16 protein-coding genes and 1 pseudogene are annotated in these 17,687 nt (G+C 72.0%); 5 read left to right on the top strand and 12 right to left on the bottom strand.

Annotated elements, in window-relative coordinates; all coding sequences use genetic code 11:
* Window positions 1-106 precede the first annotated feature (106 nt).
* The 4 genes from ACZ6J5_RS31040 (at window position 107) to ACZ6J5_RS31055 (ending at window position 3,973) form a co-directional block, all read left to right on the top strand.
* The gene (locus ACZ6J5_RS31040; protein ID WP_132918998.1) at window positions 107-613 is read left to right on the top strand and encodes an Lrp/AsnC family transcriptional regulator; all 507 of its coding nucleotides are present in this window, start codon (window positions 107-109) and stop codon (window positions 611-613) included.
* Complete coding sequence (locus ACZ6J5_RS31045) at window positions 598-1,977, top strand: aspartate aminotransferase family protein (protein WP_469397021.1); 1,380 nt, start codon at window positions 598-600, stop codon at window positions 1,975-1,977. The genes ACZ6J5_RS31040 and ACZ6J5_RS31045 overlap by 16 nt, the downstream gene beginning before the upstream one ends.
* Window positions 1,978-2,174: 197 nt before the next feature.
* A complete protein-coding gene (locus ACZ6J5_RS31050) occupies window positions 2,175-2,903 on the top strand; it encodes an ABC transporter ATP-binding protein (protein WP_469397022.1) in 729 nt (242 codons plus the stop codon).
* On the top strand, window positions 2,885-3,973 hold the full coding sequence (locus tag ACZ6J5_RS31055; protein WP_469397024.1) for a hypothetical protein: 1,089 nt from the start codon (window positions 2,885-2,887) through the stop codon (window positions 3,971-3,973). The genes ACZ6J5_RS31050 and ACZ6J5_RS31055 overlap by 19 nt, the downstream gene beginning before the upstream one ends.
* Window positions 3,974-3,994: 21 nt before the next feature.
* Here ACZ6J5_RS31055 and ACZ6J5_RS31060 read toward each other — a convergent pair whose 3' ends face one another.
* From ACZ6J5_RS31060 to rpsB, 10 genes are all read right to left on the bottom strand, one after another.
* Entirely contained in the window at window positions 3,995-5,014 is a 1,020-nt protein-coding gene (locus tag ACZ6J5_RS31060; protein ID WP_469397025.1) for an ABC transporter ATP-binding protein, read from the bottom strand.
* Window positions 5,014-6,627 carry an ABC transporter permease gene (locus ACZ6J5_RS31065; RefSeq protein ID WP_469397097.1) on the bottom strand — a complete coding sequence of 538 codons (1,614 nt, stop codon included), beginning with the start codon at window positions 6,625-6,627 and terminating at the stop codon, window positions 5,014-5,016. Before ACZ6J5_RS31065 ends, ACZ6J5_RS31060 begins: the two co-directional genes overlap by 1 nt.
* Window positions 6,628-6,686: 59 nt before the next feature.
* Complete coding sequence (locus ACZ6J5_RS31070) at window positions 6,687-7,778, bottom strand: thiamine ABC transporter substrate-binding protein (RefSeq protein ID WP_469397027.1); 1,092 nt, start codon at window positions 7,776-7,778, stop codon at window positions 6,687-6,689.
* A 222-nt stretch (window positions 7,779-8,000) separates the two neighbouring features.
* Complete coding sequence (rlmN, locus tag ACZ6J5_RS31075; protein WP_469397029.1) at window positions 8,001-9,107, bottom strand: dual-specificity RNA methyltransferase RlmN; 1,107 nt, start codon at window positions 9,105-9,107, stop codon at window positions 8,001-8,003.
* A gap of 56 nt (window positions 9,108-9,163) precedes the next feature.
* The gene (locus ACZ6J5_RS31080) at window positions 9,164-10,777 is read right to left on the bottom strand and encodes an MFS transporter (RefSeq protein ID WP_469397031.1); all 1,614 of its coding nucleotides are present in this window, start codon (window positions 10,775-10,777) and stop codon (window positions 9,164-9,166) included.
* 125 nt (window positions 10,778-10,902) lie between these two features.
* The gene (locus ACZ6J5_RS31085; protein ID WP_469397032.1) at window positions 10,903-12,015 is read right to left on the bottom strand and encodes a phosphatidate cytidylyltransferase; all 1,113 of its coding nucleotides are present in this window, start codon (window positions 12,013-12,015) and stop codon (window positions 10,903-10,905) included.
* Window positions 12,015-12,572 carry a ribosome recycling factor gene (frr, locus tag ACZ6J5_RS31090; protein ID WP_469397034.1) on the bottom strand — a complete coding sequence of 186 codons (558 nt, stop codon included), beginning with the start codon at window positions 12,570-12,572 and terminating at the stop codon, window positions 12,015-12,017. Before frr ends, ACZ6J5_RS31085 begins: the two co-directional genes overlap by 1 nt.
* Before the next feature lie 94 nt (window positions 12,573-12,666).
* Window positions 12,667-13,431: a UMP kinase gene (gene pyrH, locus ACZ6J5_RS31095; RefSeq protein WP_362475618.1), complete on the bottom strand. Its 765-nt coding sequence runs from the start codon at window positions 13,429-13,431 to the stop codon at window positions 12,667-12,669.
* A 157-nt stretch (window positions 13,432-13,588) separates the two neighbouring features.
* Window positions 13,589-14,425: a translation elongation factor Ts gene (gene tsf / locus ACZ6J5_RS31100; RefSeq protein WP_469397036.1), complete on the bottom strand. Its 837-nt coding sequence runs from the start codon at window positions 14,423-14,425 to the stop codon at window positions 13,589-13,591.
* Window positions 14,426-14,536: 111 nt separating this feature from the next.
* Window positions 14,537-15,442, bottom strand: coding sequence for a 30S ribosomal protein S2 (rpsB, locus tag ACZ6J5_RS31105; protein WP_469397038.1), 906 nt, complete (start codon window positions 15,440-15,442; stop codon window positions 14,537-14,539).
* 255 nt (window positions 15,443-15,697) lie between these two features.
* Between rpsB and ACZ6J5_RS31110 the strand changes: the two are divergent.
* A pseudogene (locus ACZ6J5_RS31110) lies at window positions 15,698-16,051 on the top strand (peptidoglycan DD-metalloendopeptidase family protein); the annotation flags it as partial.
* Window positions 16,052-16,176: 125 nt separating this feature from the next.
* Here the strand turns inward: ACZ6J5_RS31110 and ACZ6J5_RS31115 are convergent.
* Together ACZ6J5_RS31115 and whiG are read right to left on the bottom strand one after the other, a co-directional pair.
* Entirely contained in the window at window positions 16,177-16,737 is a 561-nt protein-coding gene (locus ACZ6J5_RS31115) for a TetR/AcrR family transcriptional regulator (RefSeq protein WP_469397098.1), read from the bottom strand.
* Between the two features lie 57 nt (window positions 16,738-16,794).
* On the bottom strand, window positions 16,795-17,631 hold the full coding sequence (gene whiG / locus ACZ6J5_RS31120; protein ID WP_362475624.1) for an RNA polymerase sigma factor WhiG: 837 nt from the start codon (window positions 17,629-17,631) through the stop codon (window positions 16,795-16,797).
* Between the last annotated feature and the right edge of the window lie 56 nt (window positions 17,632-17,687).

Raw genomic sequence — 17,687 nt, forward strand, 5'->3', positions numbered from 1 at the left:
TTCCGTTTTCAATAGACCTACCCCCCGTCAACTTCGGATTCCGTTCAGTAAGGACCCTTGGACAACGAATTTCATCGGTCTGGGGTTGCCAGAACGACGAGGTTCGGTGCACAGTGAGGTGGTGGCCAGTCGAAGCACAGACTCCAGAACCGGAACCGGTTCGTCCCCGACGATCGATGCCGTCTCCCTGGCGATCATCGAACAGCTCCAGGAGGACGGTCGCCGTCCCTACGCCGCCATCGGCAAGGCCGTCGGCCTCTCCGAAGCCGCCGTACGGCAGCGCGTCCAGAAGCTGCTCGACCAGGGCGTCATGCAGATCGTCGCCGTCACCGACCCGCTCACCGTGGGCTTCCGGCGCCAGGCGATGGTCGGCATCAACGTCGAGGGTGACCTGGATCCGGTGGCGGAGGCGCTGACCGCCATGGCCGAATGTGAGTACGTGGTGATGACCGCGGGCTCGTTCGACCTGATGGTGGAAGTCGTCTGCGAGGACGACGACCACCTCCTGGATGTGATCAACAAGCGCATCCGCACCCTCCCCGGGGTGCGCTCCACCGAGAGCTTCGTCTACCTGAAGCTCAAGAAGCAGACCTATATGTGGGGAACCCGATAGCCGTGAGCCAGGACCTCTCGAAAACCGCCTACGACCACCTGTGGATGCACTTCACCCGCATGTCGTCGTACGAGAACAACCCCGTCCCCACCATCGTCCGCGGTGAGGGCACCTACATCTTCGACGACAAGGGCAAGCGCTACCTCGACGGCCTCGCCGGCCTGTTCGTGGTGAACGCCGGTCACGGCCGCAAGGAGCTGGCCGAGGTCGCGTACAAGCAGGCCCAGGAGCTCGCGTTCTTCCCCGTGTGGTCGTACGCGCACCCCAAGGCCGTCGAGCTCGCCGAGCGTCTGGCGGACTACGCGCCCGGCGACCTGAACAAGGTCTTCTTCACCACCGGTGGCGGCGAGGCCGTCGAGACCGCCTGGAAGCTCGCCAAGCAGTACTTCAAGCTGCAGGGCAAGCACACCAAGTACAAGGTCATCTCGCGTGCGGTCGCCTACCACGGCACCCCGCAGGGCGCCCTGTCCATCACCGGTCTGCCGGCCCTGAAGGCCCCCTTCGAGCCGCTGGTCCCCGGCGCGCACAAGGTGCCGAACACCAACATCTACCGCGCCCCGATCCACGGCGACGACCCCGAGGCCTTCGGCCGCTGGGCCGCCGACCAGATCGAGCAGCAGATCCTCTTCGAGGGCCCCGACACCGTCGCGGCCGTCTTCCTGGAGCCGGTGCAGAACGCCGGCGGCTGCTTCCCGCCGCCGCCCGGCTACTTCCAGCGCGTCCGCGAGATCTGCGACCAGTACGACGTGCTGCTCGTCTCCGACGAGACGATCTGCGCCTTCGGCCGCCTCGGCACGATGTTCGCCTGTGACAAGTTCGGCTACGTGCCGGACATGATCACCTGCGCCAAGGGCATGACCTCGGGCTACTCCCCGATCGGCGCCTGCATCGTCTCGGACCGCATCGCGGAGCCGTTCTACAAGGGCGACAACACCTTCCTGCACGGCTACACCTTCGGCGGCCACCCGGTGTCCTCCGCCGTGGCCCTGGCGAACCTCGACATCTTCGACAAGGAGGGCCTGAACCAGCACGTGCTGGACCAGGAGGGCAACTTCTTCTCGACGCTGCGGAAGCTGCACGACCTGCCGATCGTCGGCGACGTCCGCGGCAACGGCTTCTTCTACGGCATCGAGCTCGTCAAGGACAAGGTCACCAAGGAGTCCTTCAACGACGAGGAGGTGGAGCGCGTCCTCTACGGCTACCTCTCCAAGGCGCTGTACGAGAACGGCCTCTACTGCCGCGCCGACGACCGTGGCGACCCGGTCATCCAGCTGGCTCCGCCGCTGATCGCGGACCAGTCCACGTTCGACGAGATCGAGCAGATCCTCCGGACCACCCTCACCGAGGCCTGGGCGAAGCTGTAAGTCTCGACGTGCGCCACGCCGCCCTCACGGCGTGACCCCGGCCCGGGTGTGCGGCCATCCGAGTGGATGGCGGCGCCCCGGGCCGCGTGCTGTCCGTACAAGCTGATCTGAATCCTTACGGTGACCGACAGGCCCCTCCCCTCGTTCCCCCGGACGGGGGAACGGACCCCGTCGGATTCAGCATCGAGGTGTACGCGATGGCCCCACCGGACAACGACGTGCTCTGGGCGCGTTCCCTGCACTGCACCCTGGGCGGCACCGACGTCCTGACCGGCGTCTCCCTCGGCGTGCGCGAGGGCGAGATCCTCGCCCTCACCGGACCGCGCGGCAGCGGCAAGACCACCCTGATGCGCTGCCTCTCCGGCCAGACCGTGGCCCAGCAGGGCGAGGTCTGGTTCAACAGCGCACCCCTGCACACCCTCGGCGCCGCCCGGCGCGAACGGGTCCGCCGCGAGCGCTTCGGCTGGATCGACCCCGAGCCCGGCCTGGTCCCCGAGCTCACCGGCTGGGAGAACGCGGCCCTGCCGCTGCTGCTGCGCGGCATCTCGCACCGGGCCGCCAAGACCAGCGCCCTGGAATGGCTCGACCGCCTCGACATCGGCGCCGCCGCGCGCCGCCGCCCCGGCGCCCTCAACCACTCCCAGCGGCAGCGGATCGCCATCGCCCGCGCACTCGTCACCACCCCCTCGGTGCTCTTCGCCGACGAGCCGACCGCCACCCTGCACCGCGCCGACGGCGCCCAGGTGCTGCGCACCCTCACCGCCGCCGCCCGCTCGCACCGGATCACCGTGCTGCTCGCGACCCACGACCCCGAGGTCGCCGCCCTCGCCGACCGTTCGGTCGCCCTCCTCGACGGACGCCGCGTCGGCTCCGTACCGCCGGCCACCGGGGCGGAGGGCGTCGCCGCGTGCTCGCTCTCCGTCTAGTCCGCGGCACCCACCCCCTCGTCCAGCTCCGCCGCCTCGCGGTGGCGGCGGCCGCCGCCGGGGTGGGCTTCCTCCTGCTGTGCGCCCTCGGCTACGCGGTCGGCCACCCCGACCGCTCCGCCGCCTCCGCCGTCCGCCTGCTGTGGTGCGTGCTGCCGCTCGCCGCGACGGCGCAGTTCGCGGTCGCCGTCGCCCGCACCGACCCCAGCACCCGGCCCCGGCAGGGCCTCGACGCCGTCGGCCTCGGCCCCGCCCGGCTCACCGCGCTCGCCGCCGCCTCCACGGCGGTCGCCTGCACCCTCGGCTCGGCCGTGGCGCTGCTGTTCTACCTCCACCTGCGCGGCGACATCACCGGACTCCCCTTCGACGGGGCGGCGGCCGAACTGCTCGCCGCCGACCAGCCGATGCCGGTGCCCGCCGCGCTCACCCTGCTGGCGGTGCTGCCCGTCGTCGCCGCCACCGCCGCCGGGCTCTCGCTGCGCCCCCGCGCCACGCCCGCCCCCGCGCCGCGCGCCTCCGCGCCGCCCTCCGGGCTCCCCTGGGGCGTGTCCCTCCTCGCCATCGGCCTCGCCCTGGAGACGTACGCGGGCCGCGAGGGCGGCGGCGGGGTCCTGGCCGGCTGGATCCTCACCGCGGCGGGCCTCGCGATGGCCGGCCCCGGCCTGACCCACGCCTGCGGGCGGCTGCTCCAGCTCGTCCGCCCCGGCGCCGTGCGGCTGCTCGCCGGCCGGGTCCTGATGAACGAGGCGCGCCGGATCGGGCGCCCCCTGGGCGTGGTCTGCGCGGTCGGCTCCGGCGCGGTGGCGGCGCTCGCCCTCGGCACCGGCTTCGGGCCGCTGGCCGGCCTGGGCGCCGCGCTGGTGGTGGGCTGCACGTCCGCGACGCTCCTGACGGCGGCCCTGGAGTCGCGCCAGTCCCGGGCCCGCACCACCGAGGCGCTGCTGCGGATCGGCGCCCCGCCGACCGCCCTGCGCTCGGCGGCCCTGCTGCGCGCGGGCGTCCTGCTGGCCGTCTTCGTGCCGCTGACCTGGACGGTCGGCGAACTGGCGGCCGTACCCCTGCGGGGCTGAGCGGCCGGGGCCGCCCCCGGCTCACTCCGGGAGGACCACCACGTCCTCCGCGCGGAACGCGACCCCCGTCTCGGCGCCCTCGTCCGGCGCGTCCCGCAGCGGGAACTCCGCCTCCAGGGGCGGGCCCTCGGCCGGGGCGAGGCGGACGGCGACATGGTTGCCCCGGAAGGTGCGGGAGGCGACGCGGCAGCTCAGGCCCTCGCCGGGGGCGACGAGGCGGACGCCGCCGGGGCGGACGAGGAGGCGCGCGGCCCCCTGGGGGGAGCCGCCCGGGACGGGGACCGGGCCCCAGACGGTGGCGGCGGAGGTGCCCGTGACGGTGGCGGCGACCACGTTGTCGAAGCCGAGGAAGCGGGCGACGAACTCGGAGGCGGGCCGCCGCCAGACGTCCAGGGGCGTGCCGGTCTGGGCGATCCGCCCGTCCCGCATGACGACGACCCGGTCGGCGAGCGCGAAGGCCTCGCCCTGGTCGTGGGTGACGGCGAGCACGGTGGTGCCGAGGCGGGCGAAGAGGTCGCGGAGTTCGACCACGAGCCGTTCGCGCAGCCCCCGGTCGAGCTGGCCGAGCGGCTCGTCGAGCATGAGCAGCCGGGGGCGGGGGGCGAGGGCGCGCGCGAGGGCGACCCGCTGCTGTTCGCCGCCGGAGAGCGCGGAGACCGCGCGGCGGCCCGCGCCGGGCAGCCCGACCAGGTCGAGCAGCTCCTCGACGCGCGGGCCCTGCTCCGCGCGGGGCACGCCGTGCATCCGCAGCCCGAAGGCCACGTTCCCGGCGACGTCCCGCTGCGGGAAGAGCTGGTGGTCCTGGAACATCAGGCCGACCCCGCGCCGGTGCGCGGGCACCCCGGTCTGGTCGGCGCCGCCGAGGAGCACCCGGCCCGCGGTGAGCGGCTGGAGTCCGGCGACGGCCCGCAGCAGGGTGGACTTGCCGCTGCCGCTGGGGCCGAGCACGCACACGGTCTCGTGCTCGGCGACCGCGAGGTCCACCGCGTCGAGCACCGCGCGGTCCCCGAACCGTACGGTGGCGTCGTGGAGCGTCAGCATCAGAACTCCCCCGAGGTCCGGTCGGTGCGAAGCCGTTCGAGGAGCAGCAGGGACACCGCGCACACCACCATGAGGATCGTCGAGAGGGCCATGGCCTGGCCGTAGTTGAGCTCGCCGGGCCGGCCGATCAGGCGGGCCACGGCCACCGGGAGGGTCGGGTTGTCGGGGCGGGCGATGAAGACCGTGGCGCCGAACTCGCCGAGCGAGACGGCGAAGGCGAAGCCGGCGGCGATGAGCAGCGCCCGTCGCACGAGCGGCAGGTCGACCTCGCGCCAGGCGCGCCACGGGGAGGCGCCGAGGACGGCGGCGGCCTCGCGGAGCCGTTCGTCGACCGCGCGGAGCACGGGCAGCATGGTCCGTACGACGAAGGGGACGCCGACCAGTGCCTGGGCGAGCGGCACGAGGATCCAGCTCGCGCGCAGGTCGAGCGGCGGTTCGTCGAGGGTGATGAGGAAGCCGAAGCCGACGGTGACGGCGGACACCCCGAGCGGCAGCATGAGCAGCGCGTCGAAGCCGCGGACCAGCCGCCCGGCCCGCCGGGTGAGCGCGGCGGCGGCGAGCCCGCCGATGACGAGGGCGATGGCGGTGGCGGCGAGCGCGTACTGGAGGGAGTTGACGATGGTGTCGGTCATCGGCACGAGGAAGGTGCCGGTCTCGTCGACGGTCTGGAGCGCCCGGTAGTAGTCGAGGCCGTAGCCGGTGGGGGTGGCGAGGGAGCGTTCGACGAGGACGCCGAGCGGCGCGAGGATGAGCAGCCCGATCGACAGCAGGACGGCGGCGAGCAACAGCCACTGCCCCGCGCCGCGCGGGCGGGCGGCGGTCCGCTCGGCGGGGACCAGCCGCAGCGCGGTCTCGCGGCGGCGGACCATCCGGGCGTGCACGGCGAGGATCGCGCCGACGGCGAGGAACTGCACGATCGTGAGGACGGCGGCGGTGGAGAGCTGGAGCCGGTCGGCGGTCTGCCGGTAGATCTCGGTCTCCAGGGTGGAGTACGCGGGGCCGCCGAGGATCTGCACGATGCCGAAGGAGCTCGCGGTGAAGAGGAAGACCATGAGCGCGGCGGCGGCGACGGACGGCCCGAGGGCGGGCAGGGTCACCGTGCGGAAGGCGCGCCACCGGGAGGCGCCGAGCACCCGGGCGGCCTCCTCCTGGCGCGGGTCGAGCTGTGCCCAGAGGCCGCCGACGGTGCGGACGACGACCGCGTAGTTGAAGAAGACGTGGGCGATGAGGATGGCCCAGACGCCGGTGTCGAGCCGGACGCCCCACAGCTCGTCGAGGAGTCCGCGGCGCCCGACGAGGGCGAGGAAGGCGGTGCCGACCATGACCGTGGGCAGCACGAAGGGCACGGTGACGACGGCCCGCAGGACGCCCTTGCCGGGGAAGTCGAGGCGGGCGAAGACGTACGCGCCGGGGAGGGCGATCAGCAGGGTGAGCGCGGTGGAGGCGAGCGCCTGCCACAGCGTGAACCACAGCACGTCGAGGATCTCGGGGCTGCCGAGCGTCTCGGTGAAGCGGCCGAGCTCCCAGTGCCCGTCCGGCCGCAGCCCGCGCTCGACGATGGAGACGACGGGCCAGGCGAAGAAGACCGCGAAGAACGCGGCGGGCAGCGCCATGAGGGCGAGCCGCGCCGCGTTCCCCGTACGGCCGGGGCGGCCCTGGCGGGCCGGCGCGGCTACTTCACGACGAGCGAGGTCCACTGCTGGATCCACTGGTCACGGTGGGCGGCGATCTTGTCGGGCGCCATGGTCTCCGGCTTGTCGACGACCACGCCGTGCTTGGTGAAGAGCTCGGGGAGGGTGGCGTCGTTCGTCACCGGGTTGACGAACATCTGGAGCGGCATGTCGTCCTGGAACTTCTTGGAGATCAGGAAGTCGATCAGCGCCTTGCCGCCCTCGGGGTTCTTCGCCCCGTTCAGCAGGCCGGCGAACTCGGTCTGGCGGAAGCAGGTGCCGGTGGAGACGCCGGTGGGGGCCGCCTTCGGCTGGGGCTCGGCGTAGAGCACCTCGACCGGGGGGCTGGAGGCGTAGGAGACGACGAGCGGGCGGTCTCCCTTGGCCTTCTTGCCGCCGGCGGAGCCGGAGAACTCCTGGTTGTAGGCGAGCTCCCAGCTGTCGACGGTCTTGACGCCGTTGTCCTTGAGCTTCTTCCAGTAGTCCTGCCAGCCGCCGTCACCGTACTTCGCGGCGGTGCCGAGCAGGAAGCCGAGGCCCGGGGAGGACCGCTCGGGGTTCTCCACGACGAGGAGGTCCTTGTACGCGGGCTTCGCCAGGTCGTCGAAGGTCACCGGCGGGGCGAGCTTCTTGTCGGCGAAGTACTGCTTGTCGTAGTTGACGCAGATGTCGCCGGAGTCGATCGGGGTGACCCGGTGCTCCTTGTCGAGCTGGAGCGCGGCGGGGACCCGGTCCAGGCCCTTGGCCTCGTACGGGGTGAAGATGCCGTTGTCGAGGGCGCGGGAGAGCAGGGTGTTGTCGACGCCGAAGAAGACGTCGCCCTGGGGGGAGCCCTTGGTCAGGATCTCCTTGTTGACGGCCGCGCCGGCGTCGCCGCTCTTGAGGACCTTGACCGTGAAGCCGGTCTGCTTGGTGAAGTCCGCCAGCACCTCCTTGGAGGCGTTGAAGGAGTCGTGGCTGACGAGCGTGACGGTCTTCGGCGCGGGGGTGCCGGTGGCCTTGTCCTTGCCGGTGTCCCCGCCGCCGCAGGCGGCGAGGGTGGTGACGCCGAGCGCCGCGACGAGCGCGGCGGCGGCCGCCTTCTTGGTGTTCACGTGGATGTCCTCCTGGGGGTGTCCAGGAAGAGACGCGGCCCCGCCCGCGGCCGGGGACACCGGACGCGGGCAGGGCGCAACAGCTTGAGTTACGACCGAACTTCCTACCCAGAATGACCTGGGCGAGGTTCAGAGGGTCTGCGGCCTGACGGTGCCGCACTCTCAGCGCTGTGGCGCTCCCCTGTCGGAATATGAAGATGTGTTCGACCTCAGACTACAAGGTCAGCGCTCGGCGGCGGCCAGCTGTCCACAGGCACCGTCGATCTCCTGGCCCCGGGTGTCGCGGACGGTGACGGGCACGCCGTGGCGCGCGATGGCCTCGACGAACGCCTTCTCGTCCTCGGGACGGGACGCGGTCCACTTGGAGCCGGGCGTCGGGTTCAGCGGGATCAGGTTGACGTGCACCCGCTTGCCCTTGAGCAGCTTGCCGAGCAGGTCGCCGCGCCAGGCCTGGTCGTTGATGTCCCGGATCAGCGCGTACTCGATGGAGACCCGGCGGCCGGACTTCTCCGCGTACTCCCAGGCGGCGTCGAGGACCTCGCGGACCTTCCACCGGGTGTTCACGGGGACCAGGGTGTCGCGCAGCTCGTCGTCGGGGGCGTGCAACGAGACCGCGAGGCGGCACTTGAAGCCCTCGTCGGCGAACCGCAGCATCGCCGGGACGAGCCCGACGGTGGAGACGGTGATGCCGCGCTGGGACAGGCCGAGGCCGTCGGGCTCGGGGTCGGTGAGCCGGCGGATGGCGCCGACGACCCGCTTGTAGTTGGCGAGCGGCTCGCCCATGCCCATGAAGACGATGTTGGAGAGCCGGGCCGGCCCGCCGGGCACCTCGCCGTCGCGCAGGGCGCGCATCCCGTCGACGATCTGGTGCACGATCTCGGCGGTGGACAGGTTGCGGTCGAGCCCCGCCTGGCCGGTGGCGCAGAACGGGCAGTTCATCCCGCAGCCCGCCTGCGAGGAGATGCACATGGTCACCCGGTCCGGGTAGCGCATGAGCACCGACTCGACGAGCGTGCCGTCGTGCAGCCGCCACAGCGTCTTGCGGGTGGTGTCGTCGTCACAGGAGATGTGCCGCACGACCGACATCAGATCGGGCAGCAGCTCCCCCGCCAGCTTCTCGCGCGAGGCGGCGGGGATGTCGGTCCACTCCGCCGGGTCGTGCGCGTAGCGCGCGAAGTAGTGCGTGGACAGCTGCTTGGCGCGAAACGGCTTCTCGCCGATCGCGGCGACCGCCTCCTTGCGCTCGGCGGGCGTGAGGTCGGCGAGGTGCCGCGGGGGCTGCTTGGCTCCGCGCGGGGCGACGAAAGTGAGTTCTCCGGGCTTGGGCATGGTCCTACCAGTGTCGCAGACGCGGGCCGGTGCGCCCGATGCGCGGGCCGCCCGGGTCAGCGGGCCGCCGCGCCCGGCTGGGTGCCGGGGACGCGGGAGGTGAAGAACAGGGCCACGACCGAGGCGCCGGCCAGGATCGCGAGGGCGGCGCGCAGGCCGTCGAGCCGGGCGGCGGCGTTGGCCTCCAGGGCGGCGTCGGTCACCTCCGGGGCGACTCCCGCCTGGTCGAGGGCGGTGGTGAGCTGGGCGTCGGAGAGGAACGGGACGCCGCCGGCCAGCTCGACCGAGGCGGTGCTCTTGACCTCGGTCGGGACGGCCGGGTTCTGCTCGACGGCGGTCAGGAACGAGGTGGTGAGCGCCGCGATCATCAGTGAGCCGGCCAGGGCCGTGCCGATGGAGGCGCCGAGGTTGGTGACGGCGTTCTGGATGCCGCCGACCTCCGCGCTCTGCCGGTCCGGCACGGCGGAGACGGTGACCGCGCCCAGCTGGGAGGCGAGCGCGCCCATGCCGAGCCCGATGAGCAGCAGCGGCAGGGTGACGATCTCGGCGCCCGCGTCGGCGTCGAGCGCGGCCATCAGGACGACCGCGCCGGCGAGCAGCGCGAGCACCCCGCAGCGCACCACCCGGCGCGGGGAGACGTCCGGAAGGAAGCGCGGGATCAGCAGCGCGGCGGCCAGCAGGGTCAGCGACAGCGGCAGGATGCGCGCGCCGGTGGCCAGCGCGGACAGGCCGAGGGCGACGGACAGGTAGAGCGGGACGACGAAGAAGACACCCATCTGGACGAGGTACTGGAAGAAGAACATCGTCAGACCGCCGGTGAGCCGCCGGTTGCGCAGCATCGCCGGATCGACGAGCGGTTCCTTGCCGCGCGCGGCGAGCCGGGACTCCCAGCGCAGGAAGAGCCAGAGCAGGAGCAGCCCCGCAAGCGCCGTCCACACGACCAGGGACACGCCGAGCCAGGCGGGCGCGCCGGTCTTGGGCCGGACCCAGCCCCACTCGTCGGAGCGCAGCACCCCGTACACGAAGATCCCCAGCCCGGCGGCGGACAGCAGCGCGCCGACGAGGTCGATGCGCGGGCGCTCCTCGGCGGCGGCGTCGGCGATGGAGCGGGCGCACACGAGGATGACGAGGACCAGCAGGACCTCCCCGGCGAAGACCCAGCGCCAGGAGAAGTAGGTGGTGGCGACGCCGCCGATGAGCGGGCCGAGCGCGATGGCGACGGCTCCGGCGGCGGCCACGACGCCGTACGCGTAGGGGCGCCGATCGGTGGGGAAGTTCCCGGCGACCAGGGCCACGATCGCGGGCATGATGAGCGCCGCCCCGATGCCTTCGAGGAAGGACCAGCCCAGCAGCAGCACCGGGAGGCTGGGCGCCAGGGCGGTGGTGAGCGAGCCGATCCCGTAGACGCAGCAGCCGACCATGAAGGCGCGCTTGCGGCCGATCAGCACCCCGACCTTGCCGCCGGGGATCATGAACATCGCCATGACCAGCGTGTACGCGGTGATGGCGCCCTGGATGCCGGTGACCGTGGTGCCGACGTCGTCGGCGACGGTCGCGATGGACACGTTCATGACGGAGCTGTCGAGCGCCATCAGGAACTGCCCCGACGCGAGGGTCAGCAGGACGGTCAGCGAACCCGGGGGCTTCCCGGCCGAGCGAGCCTTCGTCATGCCGGGATCCTGCCCGCGCGGGCCGTGCGGTCCCTGCGCCCCGCGCCCAGGTCCCCCGTCCGGCGCAACGGCGAAGGGCCCGCCACCGGTGTCGGCGGCGGGCCCTCACGGGCGGGTGGCGGGGCTCAGCCGCTGCCCACGAACAGCACGAGCAGCAGCCAGACCACCGGCGCCGTCGGCAGCAGGGAGTCCAGCCGGTCCATGATGCCGCCGTGACCGGGCAGCAGGGTGCCCATGTCCTTGATGCCGAGATCGCGCTTGATCATCGACTCGCCCAGGTCGCCCAGGGTGGCGCTGGCCGCGACCGCGAGGCCGAGCAGCAGGCCCTGCCACCAGGTTCCGCCGTCGATCAGGAACTCCATGCACAGCGCGCCGGCCGCCATGGCGAAGGCCACCGCGCCGAAGAGCCCCTCGCGGGTCTTCCCGGGGCTGATCCGCGGGGCGAGCTTGTGCTTGCCGAAGCGCCAGCCCACGGCGTACGCGCCGGTGTCGCTGACCACCGTGAGGATCAGGAAGGTCAGCACCCGCTGCGGGCCGTCGGCGGCGGTCAGCAGCATCGCGACGAAGGTCGCGAGGAACGGCACGTAGAACGCGGCGAAGACCCCCGCGGTGACGTCCTTGAGATAGCCCTCCGGCGGCTCGGTCATCCGCCAGACGAGCACGGCGAGCGCGGTCAGGGCCATCGCGACCCAGGCGCCCTCCGCGCCGCGCACGTATCCGGCGACGACCATGGCGGCGCCGCCGACCGCGAGCGGGACCAGCGGGGCCTTGATGCCCTTCCGCTCCTGCAGGCGGGAGGTGAGCTCCCACAGGCCGACGACCACGGCGACCGCTATCACGCCGACGAACGCGGGCTTCCAGACGAACAACGACGCGATGACGACGGCGCCGAGCCCGACCCCGACCCCTATGGCAGCGCCCAGGTCTCGCCCCGCGCTCTTCTTCTGCCGCGGCTGCTGCCGGGGCGAAGGCGCGGACGCGGGCTGGGACGGGCTGGACATGGGCTCCTGCGGGTGCTCGTGCGGCGTCACGTCACGGAACGGGGGACCGCCCTGCTGGGCGGCCCCCCGATCGTGATCGTCCTGGTTGCCGTCGGCGGGAACGTCGTCGGACACGATGGGCATGGGCCGAGTCTGCGCCGCCCGCCGCCCTTCGTAGGCGGGACCCGCCGGGGCAGGCCCCTGGTCGGGTCCCCCGAAGCCGGTTGTGGCCGGGGCCCCCCAGGAAGAGTCGTTCATCAGACCTCGAGGAGCTCGGCTTCCTTGTGCTTCAGCAGCTCGTCCACCTGCGCGACGTACTTCGCGGTGAGGTCGTCGAGCTCCTTCTCGGCGCGGCGCACGTCGTCCTCGCCGGCCTCCTTGTCCTTCACGAGCTTGTCGAGGGCGTCCTTGGCCTTGCGGCGCACGGCGCGGATGGAGACCTTGGAGTCCTCGGCCTTGCCGCGGGCGACCTTGATGTACTCGCGGCGGCGCTCCTCGGTCAGCTCCGGGAACGTCACACGGATGATGTTGCCGTCGTTGCTGGGGTTGACGCCCAGGTCCGAGTCGCGGATGGCCTGCTCGATGTTGCGCAGCGCGGTCTTGTCGAACGGGGTCACCACGGCCATGCGCGGCTCCGGCACCGAGAACGACGCCAGCTGATTGATCGGGGTGATGGCTCCGTAGTAGTCCGCCACGATCTTGTTGAACATCGCCGGGTGCGCACGGCCGGTGCGGATCGCGGCGAAGTCCTCCTTGGCGACCACGACGGCCTTCTCCATCTTCTCCTCGGCCTCGAGGAGGGTCTCTTCGATCACCACTTGCTCCTGCGTGTCGTCGCGTTGTGTCCTGCACGGCTGTACGACCGGCAGGGCTCTGTCCATCCCCTCGCGGGGCGGTTCCCGGTTCGGGTCAGGCCCGGGTGCCCTGGTCGCTCACGAGAGTGCCGATCTTCTCACCCTTCACCGCGCGCGCGATATTGCCCTCGGCGAGCAGTTCGAAGACGAGGATCGGGAGGTTGTTGTCCCGGCAGAGCGTGATGGCGGTGGCATCGGCGACCTTGAGGTCGCGGGAGAGCACCTCGCCGTACTCCAGCGCGTCGAACTTGACCGCGTCGGGGTTGGTCTTCGGGTCGGAGTCGTAGACCCCGTCGACACCGTTCTTGCCCATGAGCAGGGCCTCGGCGTCGATCTCCAGCGCGCGCTGCGCGGCGGTGGTGTCGGTGGAGAAGTACGGCATTCCCATGCCGGCGCCGAAGATGACCACACGGCCCTTCTCCAGGTGGCGCACGGCGCGCAGCGGGATGTACGGCTCCGCGACCTGGCCCATGGTGATGGCGGTCTGCACGCGGGAGTCGATGCCCTCCTTCTCCAGGAAGTCCTGGAGGGCGAGGCAGTTCATCACGGTGCCGAGCATGCCCATGTAGTCCGAACGGGCCCGGTCCATGCCGCGCTGCTGGAGCTCGGCACCACGGAAGAAGTTGCCACCGCCGATGACGATGGCGATCTCCGCGCCGTCGCGGACCACGGCGGCGATCTCACGCGCGATGGCGTGCACGACGTCCGGGTCGACCCCAAGCCCGGTGCCGCCGGAGAAGGCTTCCCCGGACAGCTTCAGCATGTAGCGGCCGGTCTTCTTGCCGATGTTGTCGTCGCCCTGTGCGGCGCCCTGATTCATGGAGGTCTCCTCGTGCACATACGAAGAAGGCCATTGCCTGGGGTCCTTGCGGCTTCCCGTACGGCAATGGCCTCCTCGTCAGATCTGCGGCCGTCCCGCGCGAGCGCGAGCGGCTGCTTCAGACCCTACCGGGGTCCGGTGTCCGTTGCTGACGGACTCAGATGCCGACCTTGATGCGGGTGAAGCGCTTCAGGGTGACACCGGCCTCGTCCAGGACCTTCTGGACGGACTTCTTGTTGTCCAGGGCGTACGGCTGGCCGAGCAGCGTGGCGTCCTTGAAGAAGCCGTTGACGCGACCCTCGACGATCTTGGCGATCGCGGCCTCGGGCTTGCCCTCGGCGCGGGTGGTCTCCTCGGCGACGCGACGCTCGGTCTCGACGACCTCGGCCGGCACGTCTTCCTTGGTGAGGTACTTCGGGGCGAACGCGGCGATGTGCTGCGCGACACCCTTGGCGACCTCGGCGTCGGCCTTGTCGAACTCGACGAGGACACCGATCTGCGGGGGCAGGTCGGGCATCGTGCGGTGCATGTACGCGTAGACGAAGCCGTCGGCGTACTGCGCGAAGCGGTCGAGGACGATCTTCTCGCCGAGGTTGGCGTTGGCCTCGTCGACGTACGCCTGGACGGTCTTGCCGGCCTCGATCTCGGAGGCGAGCAGGGCGTCGAGGTCCGCCGGGGCGGTGGCGGCGACGTGCTTGGCGAGCTCGGCGGCGACGGCCTGGAACTTGTCACCCTTGGCGACGAAGTCCGTCTCGCACTTCAGCTCGACGAGGGTGCCCGAGGTGTGGTCCTCGGCGATGAGGGAGACCACGGCGCCGTTCTCGGCAGAGCGGCCCTCGCGCTTGGCGACGCCCTTCTGGCCCTTGATACGGAGCGCCTCGACGGCCTTGTCGACGTCGCCGTCGGCCTCGTCCAGGGCCTTCTTGCAGTCCATCATGCCGGCGCCGGTGAGCTCGCGGAGCTTCTTGACGTCAGCGGCGGTGTAGTTCGCCATGAGTCTGTTTCTCTCTCGAAGTCTGAAAGATCGGGCGGGTCCACGGGTGGACGGCGGGGGCTTCGTGGGCCCCCGCCGTCGTCACCCGAAGGTCCTCAGGTTCCTGAAGGGTCAGGCCTGCTCGGCGGCCGGGGCCTCGGCGGCGGGGGCCTCGACCTCGGCGGCGGCGTCGGCAGCCTCGGCGTCCGCGACCTTCTCGGTCTCGGCGGAGGTCTGGACCTCGGCCTCGTCGGCCTTCTTCTCACCCGTCAGCAGGTCGCGCTCCCACTCGGCGAGGGGCTCGCCGGCGGCCTTCTCGCCCGGCTTCGAGTCGCCGGTCGCGGCGCCGGAGCGGGCGATGAGGCCCTCGGCGACGGCGTCGGCGATCACGCGGGTGAGCAGGGTGACGGAGCGGATCGCGTCGTCGTTGCCCGGGATCTTGTAGTCGACCTCGTCGGGGTCGCAGTTGGTGTCGAGGATCGCGACGACCGGGATGCGGAGCTTGCGCGCCTCACCGACGGCGATGTGCTCCTTCTTGGTGTCGACGATCCAGACGGCGCTGGGGACCTTCGACATCTCGCGGATACCGCCGAGGGTCTTCTCCAGCTTGGCCTTCTCGCGCGAGAGGACCAGGAGCTCCTTCTTGGTGAGGCCCGACGCGGCCACGTCCTCGAAGTCGATGAGCTCCAGCTCCTTCAGGCGCTGGAGGCGCTTGTAGACGGTGGAGAAGTTGGTCAGCATGCCGCCGAGCCAGCGCTGGTTGACGTAGGGCATGCCCACGCGCGTCGCCTGCTCGGCGATCGCCTCCTGCGCCTGCTTCTTCGTGCCGACGAACATGATGGAGCCGCCGTGCGCGACGGTCTCCTTGACGAACTCGTAGGCGCGGTCGATGTACGACAGCGACTGGAGCAGGTCGATGATGTAGATGCCGTTGCGCTCGGTGAAGATGAAGCGCTTCATCTTCGGGTTCCAGCGACGGGTCTGGTGACCGAAGTGGACGCCGCTCTCCAGCAGCTCCCGCATCGTGACGACGGCCATGGCCATCTCCTTGTGGTTTCTCGGTTGTTTTCCTGACGCCCCGGACGCGCCGTGCCACGAGGGACCGAAAGGCGCTGCCATCCGTCACGGAGACCGATGGCGGGGCGTGCGAAGTCGACCCGGTGACCCGGGTCGCCATGGAAAGTGTACGGGACCCCGGAGGCGGCGGGTGACGGGCCTGTCCACAACCGGACGGTTGTCCACAGATCCGGCCGGGCCCCGGCACGGCGGCGCGGGGGCGGGCAGCCTGTCGCCATGCGCCCTGTCACGCTCCTGCTGCTTCCCCTGCTCTCGCTGCTCACGGCGGTCTGGCCGGTCGGACCGCCCCGGCCCGAGCTGCTGCGCGGCTTCGCACCGCCGCCCGGGCCGTACGCGGCCGGTCACCGCGGCGTCGACCTGGCGGCCCCGCCGGGCACCCCGGTGCGGGCGCCCGGGGCGGGCACGGTGGCCTTCGCGGGCCCGGTCGGCGGCCGGGGCGTCCTCACGATCACCCTGGCGGGGACGGGCCCGCCCGCGCTGCGCACGACGTTCGGGCCGGTGGAGCCGCTGGTCCGGGCGGGCGCGGAGGTCCGGGCCGGCCAGGTGGTGGCGCGGGTCGCGCCCGGCGGGCACTGTCCGCGCTCGTGTCTGCACTGGGGGCTGCTGCGCGGCGGGGCCTATCTGGACCCGCTGCGGCTGCTGCGCGGCGGCCGCTCCCGGCTGCTGCCGGTGCCCGCCGCTCCCGGCCGGGGGGCTCAGACGCCCCGGACGCCGCCCAGCGCCATGGAGACCGCCGCGTCGGCGATGGCGCCGGGCTCCTCGGCCGCGCCGAGCTCGATCCGGCGGACCGCCGCGTCCACCACGCCCTGGAGGAGCATGGCCTCCAGCCGGGGCTGCGGGCGGCCCAGGGCGGTCAGGGCGTCGACGATCATGGTGACGAGGCCGCCGTGCGCGGCGCGGATCTTCTCGCGGGCGCCGTCGTCCAGCTCGCTCGCGGAGATCGCGACCACCGCGCGGTGCCGCCGGTCGCCGACCAGGTCGAGCTGGCTGCGGACATAGGCCTCGACCTTGCCCTCGGCGGTCGCGGCGCCGGCCATGGCGGCCTCGACCTCGGCGGCCCAGACCGGGAAGTCGACCGCGCACAGCTCCTCGACCACCGCGGCGCGGGAGCGGAAGTACTCGTAGACCGAGGAGCGGGCCAGGCCCGTGCGCTCGGCGAGGGCGGGGAAGGTCAGCGCCTCCGTCCCGCCTTCGGACAGCAGGGAGCGCGCGGCGTCCAGCAGGGCGCCGCGCTGCATCGTCCGGTGCTCGGCCACGGAGGCCGCTCGAATCCTTGGCACGGACCCACTGTACGGCGGGAACGGCCCGCCCGGTCAGCGGCCCACGTCGGCCAGCTTGGCGCGGAGCTGGAGGACGGACTTGGTGTGGATCTGGCTGACCCGGCTCTCGGTGACGCCGAGGACGTGTCCGATCTCGGCCAGGGTGAGGCCCTCGTAGTAGTAGAGCGTGACGACGGTCTTCTCCCGCTCGGGGAGGGTGTTGATCGCCCGCGCCAGCAGCCGGCGCAGCTCGCGGTCCTCGGCGACCTCGACGGGATTGTCGGCGGCGGTGTCCTCCAGGGTGTCCATGAGGGAGAGCCGGTCGCCGCCCTCGCCGCCGACGTGCAGCAGCTCCTCCAGGGCGACCACGTTGGCCAGGGACAACTGGCTGAAGACCGAGTGCAGTTCCTCCAGGGTGACGCCCATCTCGGCGGCGACCTCGGGCTCGGTGGGGGTGCGCCGCAGCTGCGCCTCCAGCGTGGCGTAGGCCCGTTCGACGTTGCGGGCCTTCTGGCGCACGGAGCGGGGGATCCAGTCCAGGGCCCGGAGCTCGTCGATCATCGCGCCGCGGATGCGGGTGATGGCGTACGTCTCGAACTTGATGGCCCGTTCGACGTCGAACTTCTCGATCGCGTCGATGAGTCCGAAGACCCCGGAGGAGACGAAGTCCGCCTGCTCGACGTTGGACGGCAGGCCGACGCTGACGCGCCCGGCGACGTACTTCACGAGGGGCGAGTAGTGCAGGATCAGCTGCTCCCGCAGCCGCTCGTCGCCGGTGTCCTTGTACGAGCGCCACAGCTCGTCGAGCGAGGTCGGTGCGGGCGGTCGCACGGTGCCCCGGGCTGCTGGGGGCACCGCAGCGCGGTCAGACCCGGAGGTGTGCTGGGGCATGGGTCGCCTTGAGCCGTTCTGCTGTCGCTGCTGTCGGGTGGGGAGCGGTTCCGTCT

It is taken from the genome of Streptomyces sp. NPDC042100 (assembly GCF_055582325.1).

Coding starts and splice junctions, on each gene's coding strand:
- ACZ6J5_RS31050 (WP_469397022.1), top strand. CDS start 2,175: ATGGCCCCACCGGACAACGACGTGCTCTGGGCGCGTTCCCTGCACTGC.
- ACZ6J5_RS31060 (WP_469397025.1), bottom strand. CDS start 5,014: ATGCTGACGCTCCACGACGCCACCGTACGGTTCGGGGACCGCGCGGTG.
- ACZ6J5_RS31065 (WP_469397097.1), bottom strand. CDS start 6,627: ATGGCGCTGCCCGCCGCGTTCTTCGCGGTCTTCTTCGCCTGGCCCGTC.
- rlmN (WP_469397029.1), bottom strand. CDS start 9,107: ATGCCCAAGCCCGGAGAACTCACTTTCGTCGCCCCGCGCGGAGCCAAG.
- ACZ6J5_RS31080 (WP_469397031.1), bottom strand. CDS start 10,777: ATGACGAAGGCTCGCTCGGCCGGGAAGCCCCCGGGTTCGCTGACCGTC.
- ACZ6J5_RS31085 (WP_469397032.1), bottom strand. CDS start 12,015: ATGAACGACTCTTCCTGGGGGGCCCCGGCCACAACCGGCTTCGGGGGA.
- pyrH (WP_362475618.1), bottom strand. CDS start 13,431: ATGAATCAGGGCGCCGCACAGGGCGACGACAACATCGGCAAGAAGACC.
- tsf (WP_469397036.1), bottom strand. CDS start 14,425: ATGGCGAACTACACCGCCGCTGACGTCAAGAAGCTCCGCGAGCTCACC.
- rpsB (WP_469397038.1), bottom strand. CDS start 15,442: ATGGCCGTCGTCACGATGCGGGAGCTGCTGGAGAGCGGCGTCCACTTC.
- whiG (WP_362475624.1), bottom strand. CDS start 17,631: ATGCCCCAGCACACCTCCGGGTCTGACCGCGCTGCGGTGCCCCCAGCA.